We start from the raw sequence: 23,396 nt of genomic DNA, 5'->3' as shown, positions 1-23,396 counted from the left end.
GTCACCCGATGATGGCGTAAACCGCACTCGCATGGGCCACGGTCACCGAATCGACGGTCATGTCGATCTCCGCGAACGCCATCGTCCGCCCCAGCTTCGACAGGTCCACCCGGATGAGGACGTCCCGTCCCGTCACGGGCCGCTGGAACGTCGTGCTGAGCTGCACGGTCGTCATAGGTACGAACCCGCCCTTAGCGCCCGAAACCGCCAGCACCACCGCCGTGTCGGCCGCCGCCATCAGCGCCTGTCCCGACATCGCGCCGCCCTCCCGCGCCAGCCGGTCGGACCAGGGCAGCCGCAGCACCGCCGTCCCGTCACCCACCTCCTCCACGGCGAGGCCCAAGTCCAGCACCCAGGGCGCGAAGTTGTCGCGGAGGATCTCATCAGGCTTCAACGTCACCCCGACATGATGCACGCTGAAGGCATGCACGAGGAGGTCTTCCTACCCGCCACCTACGCCGCCGGGGTCCCCTACGAGACCTTCCGGACGCTGCGCGCCGAGTCGCCGGTCACCCGGGTCCCCGAACCCGCCGTCGGCCCCTGGCCGGCCGGCCCCGGCTACTGGGCGGTCTTCCGGCACGCCGACGTCAAGCACGTCCTGCGCTCCCCGGACCTCTTCTCGTCCAACCTCGGCGCCACCCAGATCCGCGACCCCGACACGCCCGAGGACCTCGCATTCGTCCGCGCGATGATGCTCAACCAGGACCCGCCCGACCACTCCCGCCTGCGCCGCATCGTCGCCGCCGCGTTCACCCCACGCGCCGTCCGCGCCCTGGAGGACACGATCGACGCCCGGGCCCGCGCCCTCGTCGCCTCCGCCCTCGGCGACGAGACGGACTTCGTCGAACTCGCCGCCGACCTCCCCGTCTGGACGCTCGCGCACATCATGGGCGTCCCCGACTCCGACCGCCGACTCCTGTACGACTGGGCGTCCCGCGTCATCGGCTACCAGGACGACGAGTACGCCGGCCTCTCCACCGCCGACACCGCCTCGATGACGCCCATGGCCCGCAAGGCGATGAACCTCCGCCCGGCGACCTCCACCCATCCGGACGGACGTCCCGTCAACCCGCGCTCCTACACGGCCCTCGCCGACATGTTCGCCTACGCCCACGCGCTGGCCGCCGAGAAGCGCGCCGGCCCGTCCGACGACATCATGTCCCGCATGCTGGAGGGCGGCCTCACCACCCACGAGTTCGAGAACATGTTCTTCCTCTTCGCCGTCGCCGGGAACGAGACCCTCCGCAACGGCATCCCCGGCGGCCTGCTCACCCTCCTCTCCCACCCCGCCGAACTGGCCCGCCTCCGCGCCGATCCGTCCCTGCTCCCGCCCGCCGTCGAGGAGATGCTCCGCTTCTGGCCCCCGGTCATGGACTTCCGCCGCACCGCCACCCGCCCCGCCGAACTCTCCGGCCAGAAGATCAACGCAGGCGACAAGGTCGTCGTCTACCACGCCTCCGCCAACCGGGACGAGACCGTCTTCCCGTCCCCCGACCGCTTCGACATCACCCGCACCCCCAACGACCACGTCAGCTTCGGCTTCGGCCCCCACTTCTGCCTGGGCGCCCACCTGGCCCGCACCCAGATGCGCGCCATCTTCCGCGAACTCCTCCCCCACGGCATCACCCTCACCGGCACCCCCGTCCGCCTGGCCTCCAACTTCCAGAACGGCCTGAAGCACCTCCCCGTCCGCCTGACCCCCACCCGGTAACCCCGTCGCGAACCCCCCGCCGATCTCGGTACCCTTGCTGGACGGGTCGCTAGCTCAATTGGCAGAGCTCCGGACTTTTAATCCGTAGGTTGTGGGTTCGAGTCCCACGCGACCCACCGCCCCTGACCAGGGAAAACGCGAGAATGTCCGATTCGCCCCCCACCCGACATGCCCCACTTCGTCCCCGTGGCGGCTCGATGGCGGCTCGACGGCTCGATCCGGGTTCTACATCCGCCCTGGCAGCGCCTCGAAATCAGGCACTCCTCGCCCACCCAAGCCGGTTATGTCGCCCACAGGACCAGCGGCCAGGGCCGCCAGAGCAGTCAGCAACGCACGTCAGCGGGCGTGAATCCGCAGGCTCGCGTCCGGGCGCGGGCGGCACCATCGAGCCCTCCACACCAAGGCGGTCCTGAAAAGTGACCGCGGTCAAGAACATGACACTGGCGATGGCACGCCTTCGGCCCATGGCCAGGTTGCCCGCCTCCCGCTCCCAAATCCGAGACAGCGCGGGATCTGGCGTGAGCCTGTACCTCGGTGAGCCGCATTCGCGCCGCTCCGAATGTCGGAGGTCACCGCCATACTCAGAGCCTGTGCACTGCGGAGTCGGGAGGCCGATCGACTGCTGATTGGTGCACTTCCCGATGAGCCGAGTGGATCGGAGCGTGTTGAACGACAAGCCGGAAGCTGCGCTGGACTGCGATCCGTACCTGCTCGCGCAGGTGCGCGAAGCATTCGGGCGAGTGGTGTACAGCCACAAGACGCACGAGAAGCAGGCAGACATCTGTTTCCGCCGCCACAGGCTGCAGCATGCCGCGCTGACCGTCCTCACGGCGATCGGCTCCGGCACCTTCCTGGCCGCGGTGGTCGGCGCACTGGGGAATCCGGCGCTGACCAGCCTCGCGACCTCGTTCATCGCGCTCCTGGTCGCTGCCATGAGCCTCGGCGCGAAGACCTTCAAGTTCGAGGAGGAGTCCGACGCCCACCGCGGGATCGCCTCTCGGCTGTGGGACGTCCGGGAGTCCTACATCTCGCTCATCGCCGACCTGATGTCCGGTACCGCCTCCGACGCGGAGGCCAGGGAGCGCCGCGACGAGCTCCAGCGGGCCACGCGCGACGCGTACACCGATGCGCCCAGGACTAGCCCGAAGGCCTTCGAGCGGGCCAGCGAGGGACTGCAGCGCAACGAGGAGATGACGTTCACCTCCCGCGAGATCGACCTGTTCCTCCCCGAGGCGCTCCGGCTCGACGAAGGCGTGGGCTGATCATGAAGACCTCGGAGATCTTCGACACACTGCTCGAAAACCTCAAGGTCGGCGATGCCGCCGCCGCGGTCGCCTCCCGCAGGGACGAGATCACGAAAGCGCTGAACAAGAACTTCCGGGCCAAGGACGGATGCACCGACTACAAGCTCATGGTGGGCTCGTACGGTCGGCACACCGCAGTCAAGGGCGTGTCCGACCTGGACATGATCTTCATCCTCCCGCCCTGGCTGCGCTCCGCCTACGCCAGCGCCACGGGCCCGCGGAGGATCCTCAACAGAGTCAGGGACGCCCTGAAGGCGCGCTACCCCAAGACTGACATCCGCGTCGACCAGTGCGTCGTGCGGGTGCAGTTCACCAGCAACGCCTTCAAGTTCGAGGTCCAGCCGGCCTTCCAGAACGACGACGGCAGCTTCGACTACCCGGACACGGTCGCCGAGGGCTGGAAGGTCACCAGGCCGCGCGACGAGATCAGCGCGACCAAGGAGTGCAACGACCGCACCTCGACGAACATGCGCCACCTGGCGAGGATGGCTCGAGCGTGGAAGAACGCGAACGGTGTGAACATGGGCGGCCTGCTCATCGACACCCTGGTCCACAATTTCTTCTCACAGACTAAGGACTACGACTCGGCGGGCACGGGCTCATTCGACCTCATGGCCCGCGACTTCTTCGAGTTCCTCAAAGACGAGCCCGACAAGGAGTACTACCTCGCGCTGGGCAGCAACCAGCGCGTGAAGGTCAAGGCCCGGTTCCAGCCGAAGGCCACGAAGGCATACAACAAGGTCCGCGAGGCGATCGCAGACGGGGGCAAGGCCGCTGCCAACAAGAAGTGGCGCGAGGTCTTCGGGACGTCCGTGCCGCTGGCCGTCAGCGAGGCGTCCCAGGCGTCCAAGGACACCGAGCAGTTCATCGAGGACCTGTATCCGGTCGACATCACGGGGTCGGTCGACATCGACTGCGAGGTCACGCAGAACGGCTGGAGGCCGACCAGGCTGCGGGAGATGCTGCGCACCAGGGCGCCGCTCAGGGCGGACAAGAGCCTGAAGTTTATCGTTACCGACTGTAGCGTCCAGCTGCCGTACACGCTGCAGTGGAAGGTACTCAACCGCGGCCCAGAGGCCGAGCACCGGAACATGGTCCGGGGCCAGATCGTCGACTCGAGCCGTCCGAACACCCGGAAGGAGCACTCCGACTTCCGAGGCGACCATGTCGTGGAGTGCTTCGTCGTCAAGGACGGCGTCGTCGTCGCTCGCGACCGCATTGACGTGCCGATCAGCAACACGAGGGGGACGTAGCCTCATCCCTCTTTTCGGGGCGTCGATGCCCCAACCTCGCCTCCGGCTCGCGCGCTGGAGCCGCCTGGCCGGCTCCTCGACCCCAGTCGACACGCGTAGGACTCCTTCGGGAACGCGGCCCAGTAGTGCTGGTCGTGCGCCATCACCGCAACGAACTCGACGATCCTCGCCGCACGAATCCTGTGTGCTTCCTCGACGTTGCGCTTGCCGAAAACTACGTCCGCGCAGGTCAAGCGGAATGTTCGTACTCGTTGAGTATTCCGCCCAGCCGTTGCCTTCTTCGGATGTCTAGGTGAGCGATTTGGTCTGGTTCGGTGATCGGTGGAGGCAGCGGCTTCAACGGGCGTGAGTTGGCAATGCCTTGGTGCGGGCGGTGTGCGTTGTAGAAGGTCTCGAACTCGCGGAGGTTATGGAGCAGGTGGCGCTGGTTCCAGATCAGCGTTCGGTCGAGGAGTTCACGGCGGCAGGTCTGCACCCACCGCTCCATCACTGCGTTCATCCTGGGCATCCGCACCCCGGTCAGCACCGCCCTGATGCCGGCATCGGCCAGGACGGCGTCGAACATCTCCGGGAACTTGCCGTCCCGGTCGCGGATCAGGAACCGTGCCCGGCAACCCGCGTCCTCCAGATCCATGACCAGGTTCCGCGCCGCCTGGGTCACCCACGGGGCGGTCGGGTGGGCCGTGGCGCCCAGAACCCGGACACGGCGGGTGTGGTGCTCGATGACCGCCAGCACGTACATGCGGGCGCCGGTGAGCGTCACGGTCTCCAGGAAGTCACACGCCAGCAGCGCCTCAGCCTGCGATCGCAGGAACCCGGCCCAGGTGGTGGCGGAACGCTCGGGCGCCGGGTCGATACCGGCGTCCTTGAGGATCTCCCATACCGTGGAGGCCGCAATCTTGACGCCGAGCACCAGCAACTCGCCATGCACCCGCCGGTAGCCCCAGCCGGGGTTCTCCCGCACCAGGCGAAGGACGAGGGCCCGGATGGAGCGGGCGGTCGGTGGGCGGCCCGGCCGCTTGGGTCTGGACCGGGCGGCGTGCCGACCCGCGATCAGGTCCCGGTGCCAGCGCAGCACTGTGTCCGGCCGCACCAGCAGCCGCATCCGGCGCAGTACACCACGAGGCAACCGGTGCAGCAGCGCCGCCAGCAGTGCCCGGTCCGGACCGGTGAACCGCACCCTCGCCCCGTCCAACTGGCGCTCCAGCACCGTGATCTGATGGCGCAGCACCAAGATCTCGGCGTCCTTCGCCCGGTCGGTCATCGGAAGCAGACGCAGCACCGCGAACGTGTTCGCCACGGTCAAGTAGGCCAGTCGCAACAGCACAACCGCCCATCATCCCGGGGCGAGGGCGGTGTCGTGGCCTGTCCCGCGACGCTTCCGGCCCTGCGCCGCCACCCGTCGGACATTACGGCCCTCACCTGCACGGACGTACTTTTCGGCAAGCACAGCGTGCGCACATGCTCGCCTTCGCTGAATGCGGCTACATGGTCACGGAGATGAACCAACACACCTTCACCGCCCACGAGGTCGAAAAGTATCTGAATGCGGTAAGCCGGCATCTGAACTGAGGAGATGACGGCGGCTACACGGGTGTGCACAAGGTCGCACTATGGGCTACGCCCACTGCGTCCTACCTGACGGGTCTACCCGTCTACTTGGCGATCCGGACCGTCGGGGCCTTTGCGGAACCCCGGGATCGAACCAAACGTCTCATGACTCCCACGGTCCTACCATCTCTGGTTCGGGTCTTCGCGTTACGAGCGGAAGCGCACCGCCTTCCGGGACCAGGGTGAGCAACTCCCGTACATGATCAGTTCGCCAAGGAGACCCTCCGTCCTCACCTGCGAGCAGGTCTGGTTTCCACACACCACTCCGATCGAGGAACCACAGCAGCGCCTGCTTCGAGCGCGGGTCGGCCCTGCTCGATGCTGTCGGTGGATGCTCACGACCGAGTAACAGGATCGTTTGACCTCCTCTGTGAGACTTTCCTCCATCTTTGACACTTGTTGATCTAGTAGTTGTGTTCTCCTGTTGTAAGCCCAAATCTCTTGGCCGTACACGGCGTGTCGCGGCCATACGTCGACGTGTCGGGAGAGCAGTGGACGTCGTATGGCGGAAACCCCCGTGGCTGGTGGGGGATGAGGGACTGCTGCGGGTCGGACCAGGCACTGCTGGCGATGAGGAGCATTCGTGTCCCTCCTTCGCTGCCGCGAAGGCTCGGCCTGCGCTGCGCGCGGCAGTGCGTTCGCGGCTGCCACGGGAGCGCCTGGAGACCTTCGCACTGGGGCCCGTCATGGACGCTCTGGATCGGATCGAGTTTGAAGATGTCCCGGTCGAGTTTGCGCTTGCCGAGCTACGGAGCAGGTCACGGGCGGTGCATGAGGGACATCTGCGCTATGTGGATCACGCGGTTCGCTTGTATCAGGAGAGCCACGAGAGCCTCAAACCGGTCCAGCCGTACTGGGTCGTACAGCGTGGAGGAGAGAAGTTCTGGGAGTTGTATGCCTGGTGGCGACGTTACGAGTCCCTTGACGGAAGCGTTCGTGAATACCGGCGGCTGCGCCAGGGGGCGGCTAAGGATTCATCGCCTGGGGAGATAGGTATCGCGGCCTATGTGGCTGCGTTTGGGAGTCCGGCCGAGTGGCCGAAACCTTGGAGTGATCGTTTCCCATTGCTGGACGGAACGGCCGACCAGGTCCAAGGCATAAGGATCGTGGAGGTCGGTCTGGCGGACGGGCGGGACAGGGTCCAGTTCGAAGGCAGCGTCGCGGAGGCAGAGAGTTACTACCGTCAGCATGGTCATCAGCACGTGTCCAAGGTCGTCTCGGCCGGCAGTCTGTCGACAGGTGGCTCGTGCTTCGGCTGTAAGCAGATGACCGGGTGTACGGCGTTGCCACGCGTGCCTGGAATCCTGGGTTTGCCCTCGCGACGGGCTCCGCTCCGGAAGGTGTCCATTTCGACTCTTCGGTACTACTTGGACTGCCCGGCGCAGGCGCATCTACGGTCTCTGCACCTTCCGGCAGGAAACGAGTACACCGATTCGGCCAAGCTTGGTCAGGCGGTCCACCGCTGGATCGAAGACTTGCATCGCCGTGACAATCATCCTGCGTGCTCGCTCGCGGACATGCCGCCCTCAGGGACGAACTGGACCGGGGGACGTTGGCGGGTTCCCGAGGACCTCGCCGAGGTCGGTGCTCGCATGCTTCGCCATCATGTCGATGCCTGCCCCTTCCAGGCTGAGGACGTCGTTGAACGCGTCGAGGTAGAGGCGAAGCGGGCGTTTCACGACACTGCGGCCCAGGTCATTGTCGTCGCCAAGCCCGATCTCCTCTACCTAGAGGACGGTTCCTGGGTGTGGCGGGAACTCAAGACCACACAGAGGGAGCGTTGGTTCCACGACGACGTGCTCGAGGAGTTTCCGCAACTGGCCCTCGGTGTCGTCGCGCTGGCTCGGGGTGCTCTCGGAGGCGATCTGAATGGCTCACGGGTGGAGGTCGAGATCCTCCGGCCTGAGGGATCTGACCTGCAGATCATCGATCCGTTCGAGGGAGGCCGTCTGGAGAAGGCACTCTCGGTCCTTCGGCGGTACGCGGGGCCGTGGCGGGCTGACGCGGCCTTTGAGGCTCGGCCCGGCAAGAAGTGTCAGTGGTGTCCTGTATCCAGGTGGTGTGCGAGCTACTCCGAGGCGGCCGCGTGAAGGCGAAGGCGCTGTGATGATCGAGTCCAACCAGGCACCCGCTCCATCGGCGTTCTTCGACGGTGAAGTACTCATGCGTCTGGTTGCTACGGCGTTGGTCACATTGTCCCGTCAACGTTCAGTGTCGAGCCCCGCCTACCCGGCGAAGGTGCAGAACGCCTACAACCACCTGGTTTTGCACTGCCTCAAGAAGAACGAGCAGCCGCCGGGCAGCGTCGCGGAGATGGTGTCGTGGGCGGCCACACGCCCGCTGGTCAAGTGGCCGGTATCCGTGTCCGAGGAGCTGCTCGGAGGTGACGGCCTCCTGGTTGACAAGGACACGCGCACCCCCACCCAGAGTTGCTTGGAGTGGGAGGTGCACGCCGCTGATCCCGCAGCCGAGTTGTTCGAGAACGAACGGCTGCTGGAGGCGATCGCGGTCTGTCGCGACGCGGAGGCGCCCGATGCCTACACCGCCTTCCGGCGTCACCTGACTACCAAGCCGGTTCTCACGGGCGCGGAGCTCGCCGAACTTGGCGGAGATCCAGAGTTCGGGCTGTTGCTGCATCCGATTCTGAAACGCTGCTACGAGTCCGCGCCCACCTCCTACCAGCGAAAAGGCACGTTCATGCAGTGCGCACGCTGCCGGTGCCTGATGGTGCCGACAAGCTGGGGTGGATTCCGCTGTGAGCTCGACCGCTGCCGCCGGGACGGAAGAACGACCACCGGGACTGAGTTGCCCCCCAACAGAGGGGGCGTGTTCCAGCTCAGCAGGCCGTTGCGCATGTTCATCACAAGTCCGGGCCTGGCGGAGACCGACCTGGAACAGGCGTTGATCACCAGGTACGGAATCAAGCCAGAGATGTGGCCGAACTACGACGCCTACGACCTCAGGGTGGCTCTGCCCGGCGGACAGGCGTGGGCGGTAGATGTGAAGGACCGCGTGAATCCAGTCCTGCTCGCTCGGACAACGAGGCCGTTCCGGAGGAAGCCGCCCTACGATCGGGCTTTCCTCGTTGTCCCGCGGTATCGGTTCGAGGACAACGACGCCTACGGGAGGATCTTCGCCCGGCATCTGCCAGGCGAGCTGGCCGACCAGATCACGCTGCTGGACGATCAGGCGTTTCTCAAACTGGTCGCGTCGGTCCGGAACAAGACAAGGGGGCGGCATGCGTGACCGTAGCGGCTGGCACCGTAGGTGTTCCCCGGCCCAGCTCAACGATGTCTGGCCGGCAAAGCTGGATGCATTCCGGCCTGGTGATCTGCTTGACGTCGAACTCGGTCTTTATCTGCTCATGTGCGTCATGCCCACGCGGTCAGCTAAAGACGCCTGGACGCTCCTGGGCGGTTACCCCATTGCCGAGGCGTTCGGTGATCTCCAAAGTGAGGAGCAGCGGCTTCGTGTGCTGCGCGCTCGACACTATCTCTGGGACCTTCGACGGCCTAAGACCTGGCGTGACAACCTTGGGCGCTACCTCAAGGTCCCACAGGAACTCCGCGGTTATGACCTGGACGATCTCGACGATGTCCCGGGACGCCGGAATCCGTCGCGGGCCGTGAAGCGTTTCGAGGTCTACGAGGACCTCCTCACGACCGCGCCGGACTACGCCACGCGTGAGATCCCGCTGGCTGAGGCAGGCGAGCACACCTTCCGGGCGAGGGACCGGGAACACTCCGTCACGTTCACCCCCGACCTCCTGGTGGATTCAACACCGAAGGCGCACGACCTGTACGCGCCTCCCGCAGGTGAAGGCAACCCCATCGAGGTCACCTGGGAGGAGCTCGAAAAGGCCGCCGCCGAAATGGACAAAACCGAGCAGGCTAACGGCGCTACCCGGGGCAGTAGATGGTCGTGGCGGCTGAAGCGCGTCAGGCTGTTGGTCCGGGATGATGAGGACGGCAGGTTCATCCGCCAGCGCAAACTGCGGGTGGACCGTCTTCTTCATCTGGTCGGAATGGTCGGCGCAGGAAAGTCCACAATCCGAGACATTCTCGCCTTCCATGTGGCGGGCAAGCAAAAACGGCGTGTCACCATTGTGGTCGGTGACGTCGCTGAGACCCTTACCGTCGTGGAGCAGTTCAAAAAGCTGGGCCTCACCGCTGCCCCTGTGCTGGGGCACTCGACCCGGGAACGCAACATCAGCCGCTTGCACCGGCGAACGGCGACAGCAGGCGCCGCCACCATGCTTGCGCACAACGATCCCGGCTTCGCCTACTTGAGCAGCGCTTGTCCGGTGGACGCTCTGCGTGGCTTCGAAGCCCGGGCGCCGCTGGGGATCAACGAAGCCCCATGCTTGTCGCTCTACACAGTGCCCGATGAGATCGAGGAATCCTCCGCCTCAGACCTCGACACTGCGCCCAAGACGCGTCAGCCCAAGCCGAAACGCCAGCTGTGCCCGTTGTGGAATCGCTGCCCTCGGCATCACGGTGCCCGCGAACTCGTGGACGCGCAGATCTGGGTCGCCACACCTGCCGGCCTCGTGCACAGCGCGGTACCCCAGCACCTTCAAGTTGAGCAACTACGCTACTTGGAACTGGCAGGCAGGCGCAGTGACCTGATCATCATCGATGAAGCCGACAGGGTGCAGATGCAGCTCGACACGGCTTTCGCGCCGGCGAGCACATTGGTCGGCAGATCACCGAATTCATGGTTCGACGAGGTTGCCGTTCACAAGTTCCAGCAGATGGCCCGTGACGGGCGCCTGCAGCTATCGGCCCGTGACGTCGACGACTGGACGAACGCGGTCAACACCGTCAGCGCGGCCACCGACCGGATCTACGCGTTGCTCGTCAAGGACGACGACCTCCGTAAGTGGATCAGCGTCGATTACTTCAGCGCCTTCACCCTGCACTCGTTGCTGATCAAGAGCTGGTTCCCGGGAATCGACCAGAGCGATCCCCCGCCACAGGTTCAACTCGTGGAAGCGGCCCTCTCCCGGTTCCGCGACGACCCTCTCCACCAGGCCCAGCCGAGAGGAGAAGACGACGAGGTCACCGATCTGGTCAACACCTTCGTCCACCTGGCACTCGAGCTGTTGCACGCCCCGCACGGATCAATGACACGGGACCGGCTGCGTAGGACCCTCGTGGAAGCTGTGGGCCGGGATCCCGAGATCGAGGACGAGCTCGACGTGCAGGCAACCCGGTTCGAATTCACGCTATTGCTGGCCGCGTTGCACAGTCGGCTCAACTTCATGACGATCCTGTGGCCGCGAGTGGAGGCGGCGATGAATCTCGAAGCCACCTCCAATGTCCTATCGCGGAGGCCACCCAAGGACTACGAGCCCGTCCTGCCCGAGTCGCCGATGGGCAACGTCCTCGGCTTCCAATTTCGGCACGACGATCGAGAACGCGATGGTGACCGTAGCGGCGAACTCCGGTTCTTCCGCTGCAACGGCGTCGGCCGCGAGTTGCTCACCCGCCTTGGTGATCTCGCCGAGGTGGATGGGCGGCCCGCACCGAACGTACTGCTCATGTCGGCAACAAGCTGGGCGGGGACGTCCAGTAGATACCATCTGCATGTCCCAGTCGGGGCCATCCTGCGTCCCCGTGAGGAGGAGATCCAGGCCATCCTGGCGACCGAGTTCCGCAAGGAGTTCCTCTACTGGCCAGACAGCGACAGGCCGGTAAGGCTTTCGGGATGTGATCCGGAGCAACGCCCGGATGCATTGCTGCAGATGCTGCATCAGTTGGCCGTGCCCGATCGGAGCCTCACCGACTCTGTGAGCATGCTGGACGCGGAACTGGATGAGATCGAGGACCCCGAGCGCCGTCGGATCCTCCTGCTGGTAGGCAGCTACGTGGAAGCCAGGACGGCAGCGGAGTTCCTGAACCAGATTCCGGAGTGGAACGGCCGAGTCATACAGCTGATCTCCGACGACGCGGACTCAGACTCGGCTTGGGCGCGGATGCCGGATACCCCCGCCGTTCGAACATTGTCGCGGGGCAACGTAAGTTCGTTCGCCCGTTCCGGCGGTGAGATCCTCGTCGCGCCGCTGTTGGCCGTCGAAAGAGGGCATAATATCGTCCTGAACAGCGGCAAGGCTGCGATCGGGAGCGTCTTCTTTCTCGCGCGGCCGCATCCCCGTCCGGATGATATCTCTCTCGCCATCCAAGCCATCAACGACTGGGCTGTGCGCCAGCTGCGAGACGAGGACGGCCTGTTCCGCCAGGCAGCGCTCGCGGCGGGAACACCGGACCGCGCCGGAACCGAACTGCGCACCCGGGCACGGAAACGGTGGAACCGTTTCCTCACCAGGCGCCTGGCGTGGTCCAGCCTCCGCCATGAAGAGAAGATCGCCTTCACCTGGGATCAGTTGGTGGTCATCTGGCAGGTCATCGGCCGCCTGGTCCGCGGTGGCGTACCCGCCAGAGTCGTCTTCGTCGACGCGGCGTTCTCACCTCAAGAAGCCGGATTCCGCGCGACCGACACCGCCGATACCAGTCTCCTGGCCAGTATGCGGGACGTCCTAGCCCCCTACTTCGACGACGACCCCGACCTGTCGCCCACCGATCGCTCGCTCGTCCAAGAACTCTACGAGCCGCTTTACCGTGCGCTCGTCGACATGAACTAACCGAGATTCCCGTTCAAGCCACGTCGGAGGGCTCGCAGTGGTGTATCCAGAGATCCAGCCCGCGTCCTATTGGCCGAACCCGCACCACGACGGCTTCAAGGCGCAGATGCATACTATTGCGCTGCCCGCTGACTGGGAGCTGCCGATCAAGAACCTGTACCACCACGGGATGAGCCCTCAACAGGCCGAACGACGCAAGCGCATCCCAACGAAAGCAATCAACCAGGTGATGCGTGCCGTGGCGCCGGATCTAGTGTCGGTCGACCACAGCGCCACCTTTGGCAACGAGCAACCCTGGCTCTACGCCGCCACCCCATACCCGACACCCCTCATTAATCTCTTCGCGGCGGCGTGGCTGCGTGACCTGCAGCGGGACCCGGAAGACCCCGAATCCCGTCGCCTGCTCCACAAGACCTTCCGGCTACTCGAAACGGAGGGGCTGACCTGGCGGGAGAGCACCGTGGACCTCCTGGAGAGCACCGTCTCCGAGGGTGGCACGGTGCTGCCTGCCAACCATCTCTTTCGGCTTCTTCCGGACGTCCTGGCTACTCGTATCACGCAGCTCGATCCGTATGAGCACCAAGGCGAGCGCCTATCGTTCCGGCAGGTCGCCGGCGATGCCCGAGCAGGCGGTGCAGAGCTGATGTCCTGGCCCCCGTTGACCTACGAATCCACGAACAAGAAAGGCGACGGCACCAAGCTCTGGCGCTACTCCGCCTACATCCGGCTCAGCCTCCGGTCCACGCCCTTCTCAGCGATCCCAAGAATCCACCTCACTACGGGCGTGCGCCGCTTCGTTCGCGGGCAGGTGTGGATGCCCCTCGAAGACGGCGTGTCGGTATACCTACTACCCGATGAATCACTCATCCCCGAAGGACCAGCCCCGTCAAGGCTCTCTGTCGCCATGATCGAGTGGAACCGGGGAACAACGAACTGGCGGCACGGCGGACCGCAAGGCATGCTGGTCGGAGTCTCCGCATTGCAGCAGTTGCCACCCGTGGAGCGGCTCGTCAAAGAGGCCGATCACTGGATCGACGGTCGGCATGACGACATTGCGGTCGCGGTCAGCCACCACACAGCGATGGGATACCACGCCATCGGCACCGGGCTCATGCCAAGCGAACGCCGTAGGCTGACCGAATGGGCAGAACAGGCCCTTCTTCCCGACTTCCTGCCGGTGCCCACCCTCCGACGGAGCAAGGTCGCCCCACCTGCAAAGAAGCAACTGGAATCCCATAAGAGTGTGCCCAAGAAGGAAATCTCTGAGGAGGAACTCGCCGCCATCCTCGCCGAGAACAAGGCTCGCGACGATCGAAACGGCATCCGGCGACGACAATGCCTCGCAGATAGCCTCGACGGACGCCCGCTCATCGCCATTGTTCTCCATCAGGCGGACGGCACACGAGACCGCATCATCCAGGCCGCCGAGGACAGCCTCGCCCTCTCCCCTCACCGGCTTGAGCAAGGCCCCACAAGGTGGGAGTGGAGCACAGACGAGCTGGACATCAAGATCTATGCCCAGCCGATCGGGGCACTGGGCGGGCCTCTCAGCCAAAGCGACAAACCACCCGCGAGAGGTCGAGAGCACGATCAAGCGATCGCCACACGCCGAACCGGCGTCGCAGCATTCGCGGAAAAGCTCAAAGAGAAGGCACCGGGCGCAAAACTCGCCCTCGTCGAACTCGACGGCAAGGAAAAATTCGCCAACGCCAACCGCCGCAACGACCCGAAGTACGCGATCCGTCTGGGTCTCGCGGACGCAGGCCTCATCAGCCAGTTCATCCGCCCCCTCGACCATGACGCCGAGGACCCTGAAGAGGCAGAACAAGATGCAATATTCCGCGCCGACGCCGCATGGCTGGACAGCCTGAGGCAAACCGGAATGCGCTTCACCCCCCTACACACACTCGGCGAAGCAATCCCAGACCAGCTCAACCAGCTAGCATTCTGGCTCGTCAAACGCCGCTCCGACGGGCCGACCAACAAAGCGCAGTTCACCCCCATCGCCGTCCTCATCCGCCCAGGCCAGAAGTGCATCATGGGAAAGACTGCGGACATGGCTGAATGGGTTCCCTACCCCGAGCTCCTCCTCAGCCTTACCGGCCAGATCGACCAAGGTGACCTGAAGACGGAGGCTCAGCAGTCGGCCGCGACCGCAGCGTTCGTGAAGAAGACCCTGAGCATGCTGCGCGGCAATCCGACCCTGGTCCTGACCAGAGCCCAGAACATCCGCATGAGGTGGCCCTGGCTCACCAATAAGGGCTTGGTCCAAGACCGCATCGGGTTCGACCGGGGCCCGCTCCAACGAATCAGCTTGGCCGGCAAGCAACTGCGAGTGATTCGGGTCGCCGACGGCGACCGGGACGAGACCAGCCAATGGTGGGCTCCCGCCGAGCTAAGCAACGAGGAGTATGAAGGCAAGCAACGCGGTGGTATCGCGAAAGGTCTTTGGAAACCTGAAGCTTCCGACCGTATCTTCTACAGCACGTCCGACAAAGCGGGCACTCACCTCATAAGCGTGGAAGCGGCAAAGCTCACCCGCCACGTCAATGAGAAGGGCCGCAGTGAGTTCAGGCCCACGAAGAACGCCTGGAACCCCGACCTTCTCGAGCTGACGATCGCCTGCCTGCAACCGAAAGACGATCCGGAAAAGTGGGCCATGTTTGTCCACCAGCAGCGTTTCTGCGATGACTACCGGGACGTTCTAGGTCTACCTCTGGTGCTACACCTGGCTAAACTGGCCGATCAGTACGCACTGCCCCAGGACGACATCGAGACCGCCTCCCCGGTAGAGGAAGAGGAGCAGGAATCGGAACAAATGATGATCGAGCTAAACTTGAAGTAGCTCCAATTCTGCATCTAGGAGCGCGATTCCAGGCCGGTTTCGGCAGGCGACACGTTGCCGATGGTCGAGTGCAGGTGGCTTGTACCGCTGTCGCGACCGATCATGCCGGGGTGGCTGTCCCGGTCGAGCAATGCGCAAACGCGGCTTTCCAACTCGTCGGCAGGGCGGGTGCTGTGTGCATTGACAGCTTGAGTCTCCTCCAACGTGATTGGTGACGGCCTACTGCACCTGCGTGCATCCCACACTCAGTTTGCGTAGGTCAAGCAAGGCCGCCGGCGAAGAGGTCCCATAATCGCTAACGTTCCATGCTGGCCCCGTGGCGGCTCGTTGGCGGCTCGGCGGTTCCGAACCAGATCGGCACGTGGCGACATGGGACAGCACGCGAATAGGGCTCCAGGCGGAAAGAACGGCACGTAATGACACTGAGAGCGCCGCCCTGATATGACAATTTCGGACTTTTAATCCGTAGGTTGTGGGTTCGAGTCCCACGCGACCCACCACCCCTGACCAGGGAAAACGCGAGAATGCCCGGCTTGCCCACCGCCCGACATGCCCCGGTTCGTCCCCGTGGCAGCTCGGTGGCGGCTCGACGGCTCGATCCGGGCCCTGCGTCCACCCTGGTAGCACCTCGAAACCGGGTACTCCGTCGCCCGCTCAAGCCGGTCATGTCGCCCACAGAACCGGCGGCGCAGACCACCAGAGCAGTCAGCAACGCACTCCCGCGAACGTGAATCCGCAGGTTCGCATCCGGCGCGGGCGGCGCCATCGAGCACTCCCCACCACGGCAGTCCTATAGAGCAGCTGCGATCAAGAACGTGACACGGGCGATGGCATGCCTCCGGCCCATGGTCAGATTGGCCTCCGGCTCTCCCGATCCGAGACAAGGGCCACATGTGGATCATCACCACATGTCGACCCCTTCCACTGCCTCCAGACCCTGTGGGGCCCGAAAACCTCGGTTAGGGTTGGTGACCTGCGCCGTTACCGCACGATCACCACTGTCGTTACGGCAGGATCAGCGCTTGTGCTGGCCTCGTTTCTGTACAAGGCGATCATCCGGTTCGCCCAGTTCGTGATCTTGCGGCTCCGCGCCGACGTCGACAAAGAGGTGGAGATCCTGGTTCTTCGCCATCAACTGGCGGTGCTGCGTCGGCAGGTCGGCAAGGTCAGGACCGAACCGGCCGATCGTGCCGTGCTCGCCCTGCTCTCCCGGTTACTGTCCCGCGCACGCTGGCCGACGTTCTTCGTAACACCGGCAACACTCTTGCGCTGGCACAGGAACGCCGTCCGGCGGAAGTGGAGCTACCCGACCCGTCGCGGTGGACGACCACCGACCGCCGCGGAGATCCGAACGCTGGTGCTACGGCTCGCGACCGAGAACCCTTGTTGGGGGCACCGGCGCATCCACGGAGAACTCCTCGGACTGGGTTACAAGCTCGCCGCCAGTACCGTATGGCTGATCTTGAAGCGGGCCGGGATCGATCCAGCACCTCGCCGCACCGGCCCCACCTGGAACCAGTTCCTATCCGCGCAGGCCAAGACCATGCTGGCGTGTGACTTCTTCACCGTCGACACGGTATTCCTCAAACGGATCTACGTGTTGTTCTTCATCGAGATCGCCAGCCGCCGGGTCCACCTCGCCGGCCTCACCACCGACCCCAACGGCATGTGGGTGACCCAACAAGCCCGGAACCTGCTCATGGACCTAGACCCATACGCGGACCGGCTGCGGTTCCTCATCCGCGACCGCGACACCAAGTTCACCGCCGGGTTCGATAACGTGTTCACCTCGACCGGCATCAAGATCATCAAGATCCCGCCGCAAGCCCCACGGGCGAACGCAATCGCCGAACGCTGGGTGGGCACCGCACGCCGCGAGTGCACCGACCGGATGCTGATCTTCGGAGAACGCCACCTACGGGCCGTACTCACCGAATACGCCCGGCATTACAACCAGCACCGCCCCCACCGATCGCTTCAGCAACGCCCACCACGACCTCACACCCGCTTGATCGACATCCGACAAGAATGGATCACCCGCCGGAAGATCCTCGGTGGCCTGATCAACGAATACTCGCAGGTGGCATAGCCGAACCGGAGTTTTCGGGCCCCACAGGCCACCCTAACGCCGAGCACCAGCAGTTCGCCGTGCACCCGCCGGTAGCCCCAGCTCGGGTTCTCCCGCACCAGTCGAAGGACGAGAGCCCGGATGGAGCGGACGGTCGGTGGTCGCCCCGGACGCTTGGGTCTGGAGCAAGCTGCGTGCCGACCCGCGATCAGGTCCGGTGCCAGCGCAGTACTGTGTCCGGCCGAACGAGCAGCCGCATCTGCCGCAATACGCCACGAGGCAGCCGGTGCAGTAGCGCCGCGAGCAGCGCTCGATCCGGACCGGTGAACCGCACCCTCGCCCCTTCCAATTGGTGCTCCAGCACCGTGATCTGATGCCGCAGCACCAAGATCTCGGTGTCCTTCTCCCGGTCGGTCATCGGAAGCAGACGCAGCACCGCGAACGCGTTCGCCACGGTCAAGTAAGCCAGTCGCAACAGCACAACCGCCCATCCTCCCGAGGCGAGAGCAGCGTCGTGGCATGTCCCGCAACGGTTCCCAACCTGCGACGCCACCCGCCGGACATTAGGGCTTTCACCTGCACGGACGTACTTTTCGGCAAGCACAAGGACGCGGCCGCCGTACACGGCGTCCCCCCATCGCAGACCCGGTCACGGGGTAGGTACAGGCGCAGGTCGATGACGGTGTGACCCCGTGCTGTGACATGCGGCCGGCCGCGTCGAAGGTGCGGGCGCTGACCGTGGAGGCGGCCTCGGCGGCGGGGGCGGTGGTCGTGAGCTGGTTTCCGTCGGCGTCGTAGGTGTGGCTGGTGGTTCCGGACGGGCCGGGGGGAGCGTTCATGCGTGCTTCGTCAGGCGGGTGGAAATCTCTTCGAGATTGAACGGGCGGGTGGGGTAGGACGTGCCTTCGTCCGTCCAGGAGTCTTCGATGGGGCTGTCGCCGTTGCCGGCGGTACAGGCCGGGTAGATCGTGTTGGGGTCGGCCGGAATGATCTTCTGGAGGGTGATCTCGTGGCGCCATTCGTCGCCGAGGTCGTACACGTAGCGGAGCCTGACGGACGGGGTGGGGAGAACCTCGCAGATGCGAACCCCGCCGCTGTCGGAGGCGTCGAGGTCAGCGCGGAGCAGGTCGCTGTAGCGGCGGCCGTCGGGAGCTGTGAATAGGTGCAGGTGGTCATCGTCCCAGTCGAAGACCGTCTGGATGATCTGGTGAAGGTCGTAGAGCGTGGCGGTCGCGCGTACCATGACGCGCCGCCAGGCCCCCCAGCCGGTCAGGGAGATCTTCAGTTGGCATACCCGCGGGCGGGACGTCCGCGCGGCGAGAGCGGTCAGGGCCGTGAGGACGGCGTCCCGTTCCGGGTGGCCGGACGAGGCGACGACGGCGAGCCTGTCGTCGGCGGCGCGGCCGGGCAGGTCGTGGAACCGGTCGAGCACGTACGCCGGGTCGGCGTCGAGGTTGACGGCCATCTCCTCGACCGTCATCCAGATGTCATCCTCGGGCGGGACCTCGTTGCGGAGGCCGTGTTCCCACTGCCACCGGCGTGCGGCGGGACCGAGCACCGGATCGGCGGTGACGTTCTGCCAGGCGGCTCCCGCGAAGGGAAGGCCCTCGACCAGGTCGAGGGCGGTGGCTCGGCGCCGGGCGGCGCTCGAGGCGGCCTCGGCCAGTAGTTCGGTGGCAGCGGCGGCCGGGGGGCGCGCATCCAGCCAAGGGGCGGCGAGGTCGGCCGCGGTGTCGTGGTGGCAGTCCTCCAGGGCTGAGAGCAGTTCCCGCACACCCATCGACGGAGTGATCACCGGTGGGCGGAGACGCATGAACGCCCACCGTCCGGCGGGAGTGAGAGCGGTATCGGAGGCCATGCCCAGAACACCGAGCAGGGCCAGCGCTTCGGGGACCGGGTCCTCGAAGAGCCGGAAGGCCTCCCGGTGCTTCCAGGGCCGGGCACGGAGCGCCTGATCCGTCCTGTCGCAGACCTCCTCCAGGTCGACGGGCGCCGGATCCTCGGCGAGCGCGGCGGCCACGGTCAAAGTGACGAACTCGGCATCGCCGCTGATCGCCTCACGGACCCCCGCGAGCCACCGGTCCGCAGCGTCGTCGCAGGTGTCAGGTGCCAGGCCGGTCGCCTTGGCCGTCTTCGGCCCGACCTCCACCAGGCCGGTGGCGACGGCGATCCGCCAGGCCCTGTGCAACTCGGGCACGTAGGCCAGTCGGTTGACCTTCGCCGGGGTCAGGATCGACACCGCCCGGCCGAGCAGCGGGATATCGGCGGGCCTGGGCATGCCGGAAGCGGTGACGGGGACGGCGTCCGCGGCCCAGTCGGCGACGCGGCGGGTCAGGACGAACGCGGAGGCGTTCCAGGCGTGCGGGGGTTCGGTGTTCATCGGGCTCTCTCTGTCAGCACGGGAGGGCGTCGCTTTTCGGCGTCCAGCTCTCGGTGATCCAGGCGAGGTCCGCCCGGTGGCGTTCGCGGATGAGGCGTTCGGTGTCGAAGAGCGCCTCGGTCTTGGTGAGAACAAGGGTGTAGGGACGGCCTTGGCGGCGGGTCTGGTGCCGGACGGGCAGTTCGGCCGCGTCGATCCGGGAGTGGATGTGGGAGCGCCCCTGTTTGGCGAGCGGCCATTCGAGGCTGCGGCTCGCACGGTCCCGGAGGAACGCGGCGAGGGTCTCGCACAGTTCGCAGGAGCAGGCCTCGGGAGGATCGATCGACCAGTCGCCGGTTGCCCGCTGCGGCCGGGCGAGAGCGTTCTGGAGGTGTCCAGCGCATCCGGCGGCCAAGTCGCCGAAGACGGCGCCCCGGCCGTTTCCTGTGGCGTGTTCCCCGGCGGCTCGCAGCACGGAGACTACGAGGAGGGCGGTCTGGTCACTCGGGGTCCGTCCGAGCCGGACGGCCTCGTCAAGGACGCCGTGCGCTTCGGTCTGCGCCGCGGCAGTCAGGATCCCGGCCAGGGGCCGACCCAGATCGCTCAGCCAGGTGTCGCGGCTGCTGGTGGACGGCCCAGTCAGCCAGGAACGGACCTTGCCGGCGTACAGGTTCCAGGCCTGTTCCAGCAGGCGGTGAGCGGTGATCTTTCCGTCGGGCCCGGCGGCGAGAAGAGCCGCGGCCAGGAGCGGGAGTTCGCAGAGCCAGTCCATCACCTCTGTCCGGTAGGAGTGTGCGCCGCGCCGCCAGGACTCGAACCAGACGCGCTGAAGGTCGCCCATCCAGGCGTCCCCGTAGTGCCCTGCCAGACCCGCGAGCAGCGGCGCGTGACCGGGGGCCAGTAGTACGAGCTCGAATGGACGCAGGAGCGCAGTGGCCGTCTCCGGTTCGTCGAGCCCCCCGACGGCGCGGAGTGTCGCCGCGAGGGGAGCACTCTTCGAATCGGAGCGGATCGCGGTGTCCCAGAACGGCAGCAGGGTCCGGGCCACTTCCTGCGCTTCGGACGTGTTCCCCGCGCTGATCATCCGTTCGAGTTCGTCCATCGCCCATTTGGGGGTGGCCTGGGCCCGGTTGGAGAACCTTCGGGCACGCGGCCAGATGACAAGGGCGGCCCGCCGGTACCAGCGGTCCAGGGTGTTGCCATAGTTGCCCATGTAGCCCTCGTACTGCGCCTCATACGGCGTCAGATGGGAGGACGGGGTCGTCACGGCCACCTCGTGGTCGCGGATGGTCAACGAGACGTCCTCGGGACGGCTGCCCTCTTCCGGCGCGGTCCAGCGGGCGAGCGTGATCGAGGAGTCGATCAGGTCTTGGAGGACGTATTCCCCGTCGTCCCCGGGATCTTCCGTCTTGTGTTCTTCCTCGCCCTCGTAATAACTGTCGTTCCAGGGGTCAGGGTCGAGAGCGTCCCAGGTCTCCTGGATCTCAGCGAGGGCGAGGACGACGTCACATCCGGCCCGGTCGGCCGCCGCTCGCAGGAGCGCGGCGCGCTGGGCGTCGGATCCCTTGAGCCGGGACCAGCTGAAACCGCTGGCGGTGTACTCATGGTCGAGGAGGTAGGCCAGTCGTATGGGCGGTTCCGCATGGCCGCGGCCGTAGAGGAGTCTCGCCGGGGTGGCGAAATGCTCGGTGAGGCAGGCGGCGAGTTCCTCGGTGAGAGCGTCCTCGGTGAGGGCGGCGCCGGGGCCGGTCAGGAACAGGTTGTAGGTGAGGGTGATCCGATTGCCGGTCTTGATCGGCAGGACCTGGTGGCGGCAGTCGGCATAGAAGGCGACCAGGGAGACCGCGACCTTCGATCCTCGGTACTCAGCGGTGTCGCCGAGGTGCTCGATGACGAGTTCGCCGCCGGTGTGCACTGATGGCAGCGTCACCACCAAGGTCCCGACCATGGTGTCGTCCTTCTCGGAGTCCTGGTGGGTGACGAAGAACTGGCCGGTCTCGTACAGGAGCATCGAGTGCAAATCCGGGGTGAGTTCGCAGTGCGCCGGCAACCCCAGCCCATCACGGATCACCGCGAGTGCGGCATCGAAGGCCTCGGTCCACTCGACACTCACCAGTTCCTTGGGGATCTCCCAGGTGTCGCGGACCGTCGGATCGGTGAGGGTTTGCCGCCCGCGTCCGAACCGTGCCCGACGGCCGAGCTCCCGCAGCCAGGCGGTCTGCTCGTCCGGGACGGGGAACCGGAGCGGGCCGATCCCGTCCACCGCGACCGAAAGGTCGGACATGAAGAGCTTGAGGTAGACGCTCGACGGAGGCTCCGCCAGGTCGCCGAGCAACTCGGCAAGTCGTTCACGGGCCGTCCCGGTCACAGTTCACCCATTCCCGTCTTTCTCCCGGCGAACAAGCCTATGCCGAACGTCGCACGTGCTCGGCTCGTCCGTGGAATCGTTCCGAGGACGACCGGCACCGGCACCCACCCTCTCTGCCAAACTCATCAGGGGGAGACACGCTCGGCGATCCGGTCCTGCTCCTCTCCCCGGTCCGATCCGCGACCGTGGTAGCTGTGCATGCTTGTCACAGCACCTCACCGCGACGTGGTGCGACTGATCTTGTCGGCTGCGGGGGCTGGAACACACCTCAAAGCAGTGCAGCCGGCGGAGGATGTCGTGACTGCCCGGCTTTCGCCCAGGAAGTATGATGACCTGGTTGAGTCCACCGACCCCCGCCACCGTTCCGGTGGCCGGACCTGGCAGGAAGTCGATGACCACGGCTGAGCCTTCTCCTTCGCGACATGTCGCCCTGGAGGAGTTTCTGGCGACTGATCCGCACGCGTTCGGGGCGCGGTACGAGATCGTCGACGGTCTGGTCGTGCACGCGATGGCGCAGTCTCCTGCGCATGACCGGGTGGTGCGCCGTCTGGCGGATGCGCTGGAGCGAGCGATCGACCCGGACGGGCCTTGTCGTGAGGTCAACTCTGACACCCCCGTGCGACTGGCGGACGGCGGTTCGGTTGACGCTTCCCGAAGGCTCAACGTCCGCTTCCCGGACGTGATGGTGCGTGACTGCTCTGAACCCTATGACGCCGCAACGGTGGCTTCAGGAGCGCTACTGGTCGTCGAAGTCACCTCGGAAGGAACCATCGACGCCGACACGACCATCAAGCGCCGGTTGTACGCCCGAGCGGGAATCCCGACCTACCTGATCGTCTATTTCGACAAGGACTGGGAAACGATCAGCGAGGTCGAGGAACTACGTCTGGACTGGTCGGGTGTCCGTTACGCTCCGTATCAGGTGCACCGTGATGCCCTCGTGCTGACCCAGCCGGTCTCGCTGGCGGTCACGTTCACCGATCTTCAACGGCGACTGCCCCGGCAGTAAGCGCCGTCCGGTCAGGCCGGCATCAGAGACCCTACTCTGGCACCTGAACCCGGGCCTGCGCATCCCGATGATCCCATATGCACAGGGCGGGCAGGCCCCCGGCAGGGCGATTTCAAAGTCGGTTGTTGATCGCCGGTCGTGACGTTATGTGATCAGTGGGGCGGCTCGCATGGGGCGGCGGCCGATGGCCTGCACGGTCTGTTTGATCTGGGTGATGCCGTGGAT

The 23,396-nt window shown here is 65.6% G+C and carries 14 protein-coding genes and 1 tRNA gene; 10 read left to right on the top strand and 5 right to left on the bottom strand.

Annotated elements, in window-relative coordinates:
• Nucleotide 1: 1 nt before the first annotated feature.
• Nucleotides 2–400 (bottom strand): PaaI family thioesterase, encoded by a 399-nt coding sequence (locus SM418_RS37055; protein WP_371946318.1) that lies wholly within the window; start codon nt 398–400, stop codon nt 2–4.
• Between the two features lie 24 nt (nt 401–424).
• Between SM418_RS37055 and SM418_RS37050 the strand changes: the two genes are divergently transcribed.
• From SM418_RS37050 to SM418_RS37035, 4 genes are all read left to right on the top strand, one after another.
• Complete coding sequence (locus SM418_RS37050; RefSeq protein WP_371946317.1) at nt 425–1,711, top strand: cytochrome P450; 1,287 nt, start codon at nt 425–427, stop codon at nt 1,709–1,711.
• A gap of 43 nt (nt 1,712–1,754) precedes the next feature.
• Nucleotides 1,755–1,827, top strand: a tRNA-Lys gene (locus SM418_RS37045).
• 546 nt (nt 1,828–2,373) lie between these two features.
• Complete coding sequence (locus tag SM418_RS37040) at nt 2,374–2,973, top strand: SLATT domain-containing protein (protein WP_371946316.1); 600 nt, start codon at nt 2,374–2,376, stop codon at nt 2,971–2,973.
• 2 nt (nt 2,974–2,975) lie between these two features.
• Nucleotides 2,976–4,268 (top strand): nucleotide-binding domain-containing protein, encoded by a 1,293-nt coding sequence (locus SM418_RS37035; RefSeq protein WP_371946315.1) that lies wholly within the window; start codon nt 2,976–2,978, stop codon nt 4,266–4,268.
• Nucleotides 4,269–4,497: 229 nt separating this feature from the next.
• On the opposite strand, the gene SM418_RS37030 is transcribed toward SM418_RS37035, so the two are convergent.
• Nucleotides 4,498–5,595 (bottom strand): integrase core domain-containing protein, encoded by a 1,098-nt coding sequence (locus SM418_RS37030; RefSeq protein ID WP_371946314.1) that lies wholly within the window; start codon nt 5,593–5,595, stop codon nt 4,498–4,500.
• A 970-nt stretch (nt 5,596–6,565) separates the two neighbouring features.
• On the opposite strand from SM418_RS37030, the gene SM418_RS37025 reads away from it, so the two are divergent.
• The 5 genes from SM418_RS37025 to SM418_RS37005 all read left to right on the top strand — a co-directional run bounded on the left by SM418_RS37025 (nt 6,566) and on the right by SM418_RS37005 (nt 17,456).
• On the top strand, nt 6,566–7,969 hold the full coding sequence (locus SM418_RS37025) for a PD-(D/E)XK nuclease family protein (RefSeq protein ID WP_371946313.1): 1,404 nt from the start codon (nt 6,566–6,568) through the stop codon (nt 7,967–7,969).
• A 16-nt stretch (nt 7,970–7,985) separates the two neighbouring features.
• On the top strand, nt 7,986–9,125 hold the full coding sequence (locus tag SM418_RS37020; protein WP_371946312.1) for a pPIWI_RE_Y domain-containing protein: 1,140 nt from the start codon (nt 7,986–7,988) through the stop codon (nt 9,123–9,125).
• Nucleotides 9,118–12,522 (top strand): pPIWI_RE_Z domain-containing protein, encoded by a 3,405-nt coding sequence (locus SM418_RS37015; RefSeq protein WP_371946311.1) that lies wholly within the window; start codon nt 9,118–9,120, stop codon nt 12,520–12,522. The genes SM418_RS37020 and SM418_RS37015 overlap by 8 nt, the downstream gene beginning before the upstream one ends.
• A 40-nt stretch (nt 12,523–12,562) precedes the next feature.
• Nucleotides 12,563–15,367 (top strand): pPIWI_RE module domain-containing protein, encoded by a 2,805-nt coding sequence (locus SM418_RS37010; RefSeq protein WP_371946310.1) that lies wholly within the window; start codon nt 12,563–12,565, stop codon nt 15,365–15,367.
• A gap of 1,024 nt (nt 15,368–16,391) precedes the next feature.
• Complete coding sequence (locus SM418_RS37005) at nt 16,392–17,456, top strand: integrase core domain-containing protein (protein WP_371946309.1); 1,065 nt, start codon at nt 16,392–16,394, stop codon at nt 17,454–17,456.
• Between the two features lie 187 nt (nt 17,457–17,643).
• On the opposite strand, the gene SM418_RS37000 is transcribed toward SM418_RS37005, so the two are convergent.
• The 3 genes from SM418_RS37000 to SM418_RS36990 all read right to left on the bottom strand — a co-directional run bounded on the left by SM418_RS37000 (nt 17,644) and on the right by SM418_RS36990 (nt 22,162).
• Complete coding sequence (locus tag SM418_RS37000; RefSeq protein ID WP_371946308.1) at nt 17,644–17,916, bottom strand: hypothetical protein; 273 nt, start codon at nt 17,914–17,916, stop codon at nt 17,644–17,646.
• A 354-nt stretch (nt 17,917–18,270) separates the two neighbouring features.
• Nucleotides 18,271–19,815: a plasmid pRiA4b ORF-3 family protein gene (locus SM418_RS36995; RefSeq protein ID WP_371946307.1), complete on the bottom strand. Its 1,545-nt coding sequence runs from the start codon at nt 19,813–19,815 to the stop codon at nt 18,271–18,273.
• Nucleotides 19,816–19,828: 13 nt separating this feature from the next.
• A complete protein-coding gene (locus tag SM418_RS36990) occupies nt 19,829–22,162 on the bottom strand; it encodes a 2OG-Fe(II) oxygenase (protein ID WP_371946306.1) in 2,334 nt (777 codons plus the stop codon).
• Nucleotides 22,163–22,553: 391 nt separating this feature from the next.
• On the opposite strand from SM418_RS36990, the gene SM418_RS36985 reads away from it, so the two are divergent.
• Nucleotides 22,554–23,171, top strand: coding sequence for a Uma2 family endonuclease (locus SM418_RS36985; protein ID WP_371946305.1), 618 nt, complete (start codon nt 22,554–22,556; stop codon nt 23,169–23,171).
• Nucleotides 23,172–23,396: the final 225 nt, after the last annotated feature.

This window comes from Actinomadura chokoriensis (assembly GCF_041463665.1).
GTDB lineage: Bacteria > Actinomycetota > Actinomycetes > Streptosporangiales > Streptosporangiaceae > Spirillospora > Spirillospora chokoriensis_A.
Note: the sequence above shows the minus strand (reverse complement) of the source record. Positions and strands in the feature narration are given on the sequence as shown.

Bases quoted from the DNA above. Each gene is read 5' to 3' on its own strand.
- SM418_RS37050 (WP_371946317.1), top strand. From the start codon at position 425: ATGCACGAGGAGGTCTTCCTACCCGCCACCTACGCCGCCGGGGTCCCC.
- SM418_RS37035 (WP_371946315.1), top strand. From the start codon at position 2,976: ATGAAGACCTCGGAGATCTTCGACACACTGCTCGAAAACCTCAAGGTC.
- SM418_RS37015 (WP_371946311.1), top strand. From the start codon at position 9,118: ATGCGTGACCGTAGCGGCTGGCACCGTAGGTGTTCCCCGGCCCAGCTC.
- SM418_RS36995 (WP_371946307.1), bottom strand. From the start codon at position 19,815: ATGAACACCGAACCCCCGCACGCCTGGAACGCCTCCGCGTTCGTCCTG.
- SM418_RS37020 (WP_371946312.1), top strand. From the start codon at position 7,986: ATGATCGAGTCCAACCAGGCACCCGCTCCATCGGCGTTCTTCGACGGT.
- SM418_RS37025 (WP_371946313.1), top strand. From the start codon at position 6,566: ATGGACGCTCTGGATCGGATCGAGTTTGAAGATGTCCCGGTCGAGTTT.
- SM418_RS36985 (WP_371946305.1), top strand. From the start codon at position 22,554: ATGACCACGGCTGAGCCTTCTCCTTCGCGACATGTCGCCCTGGAGGAG.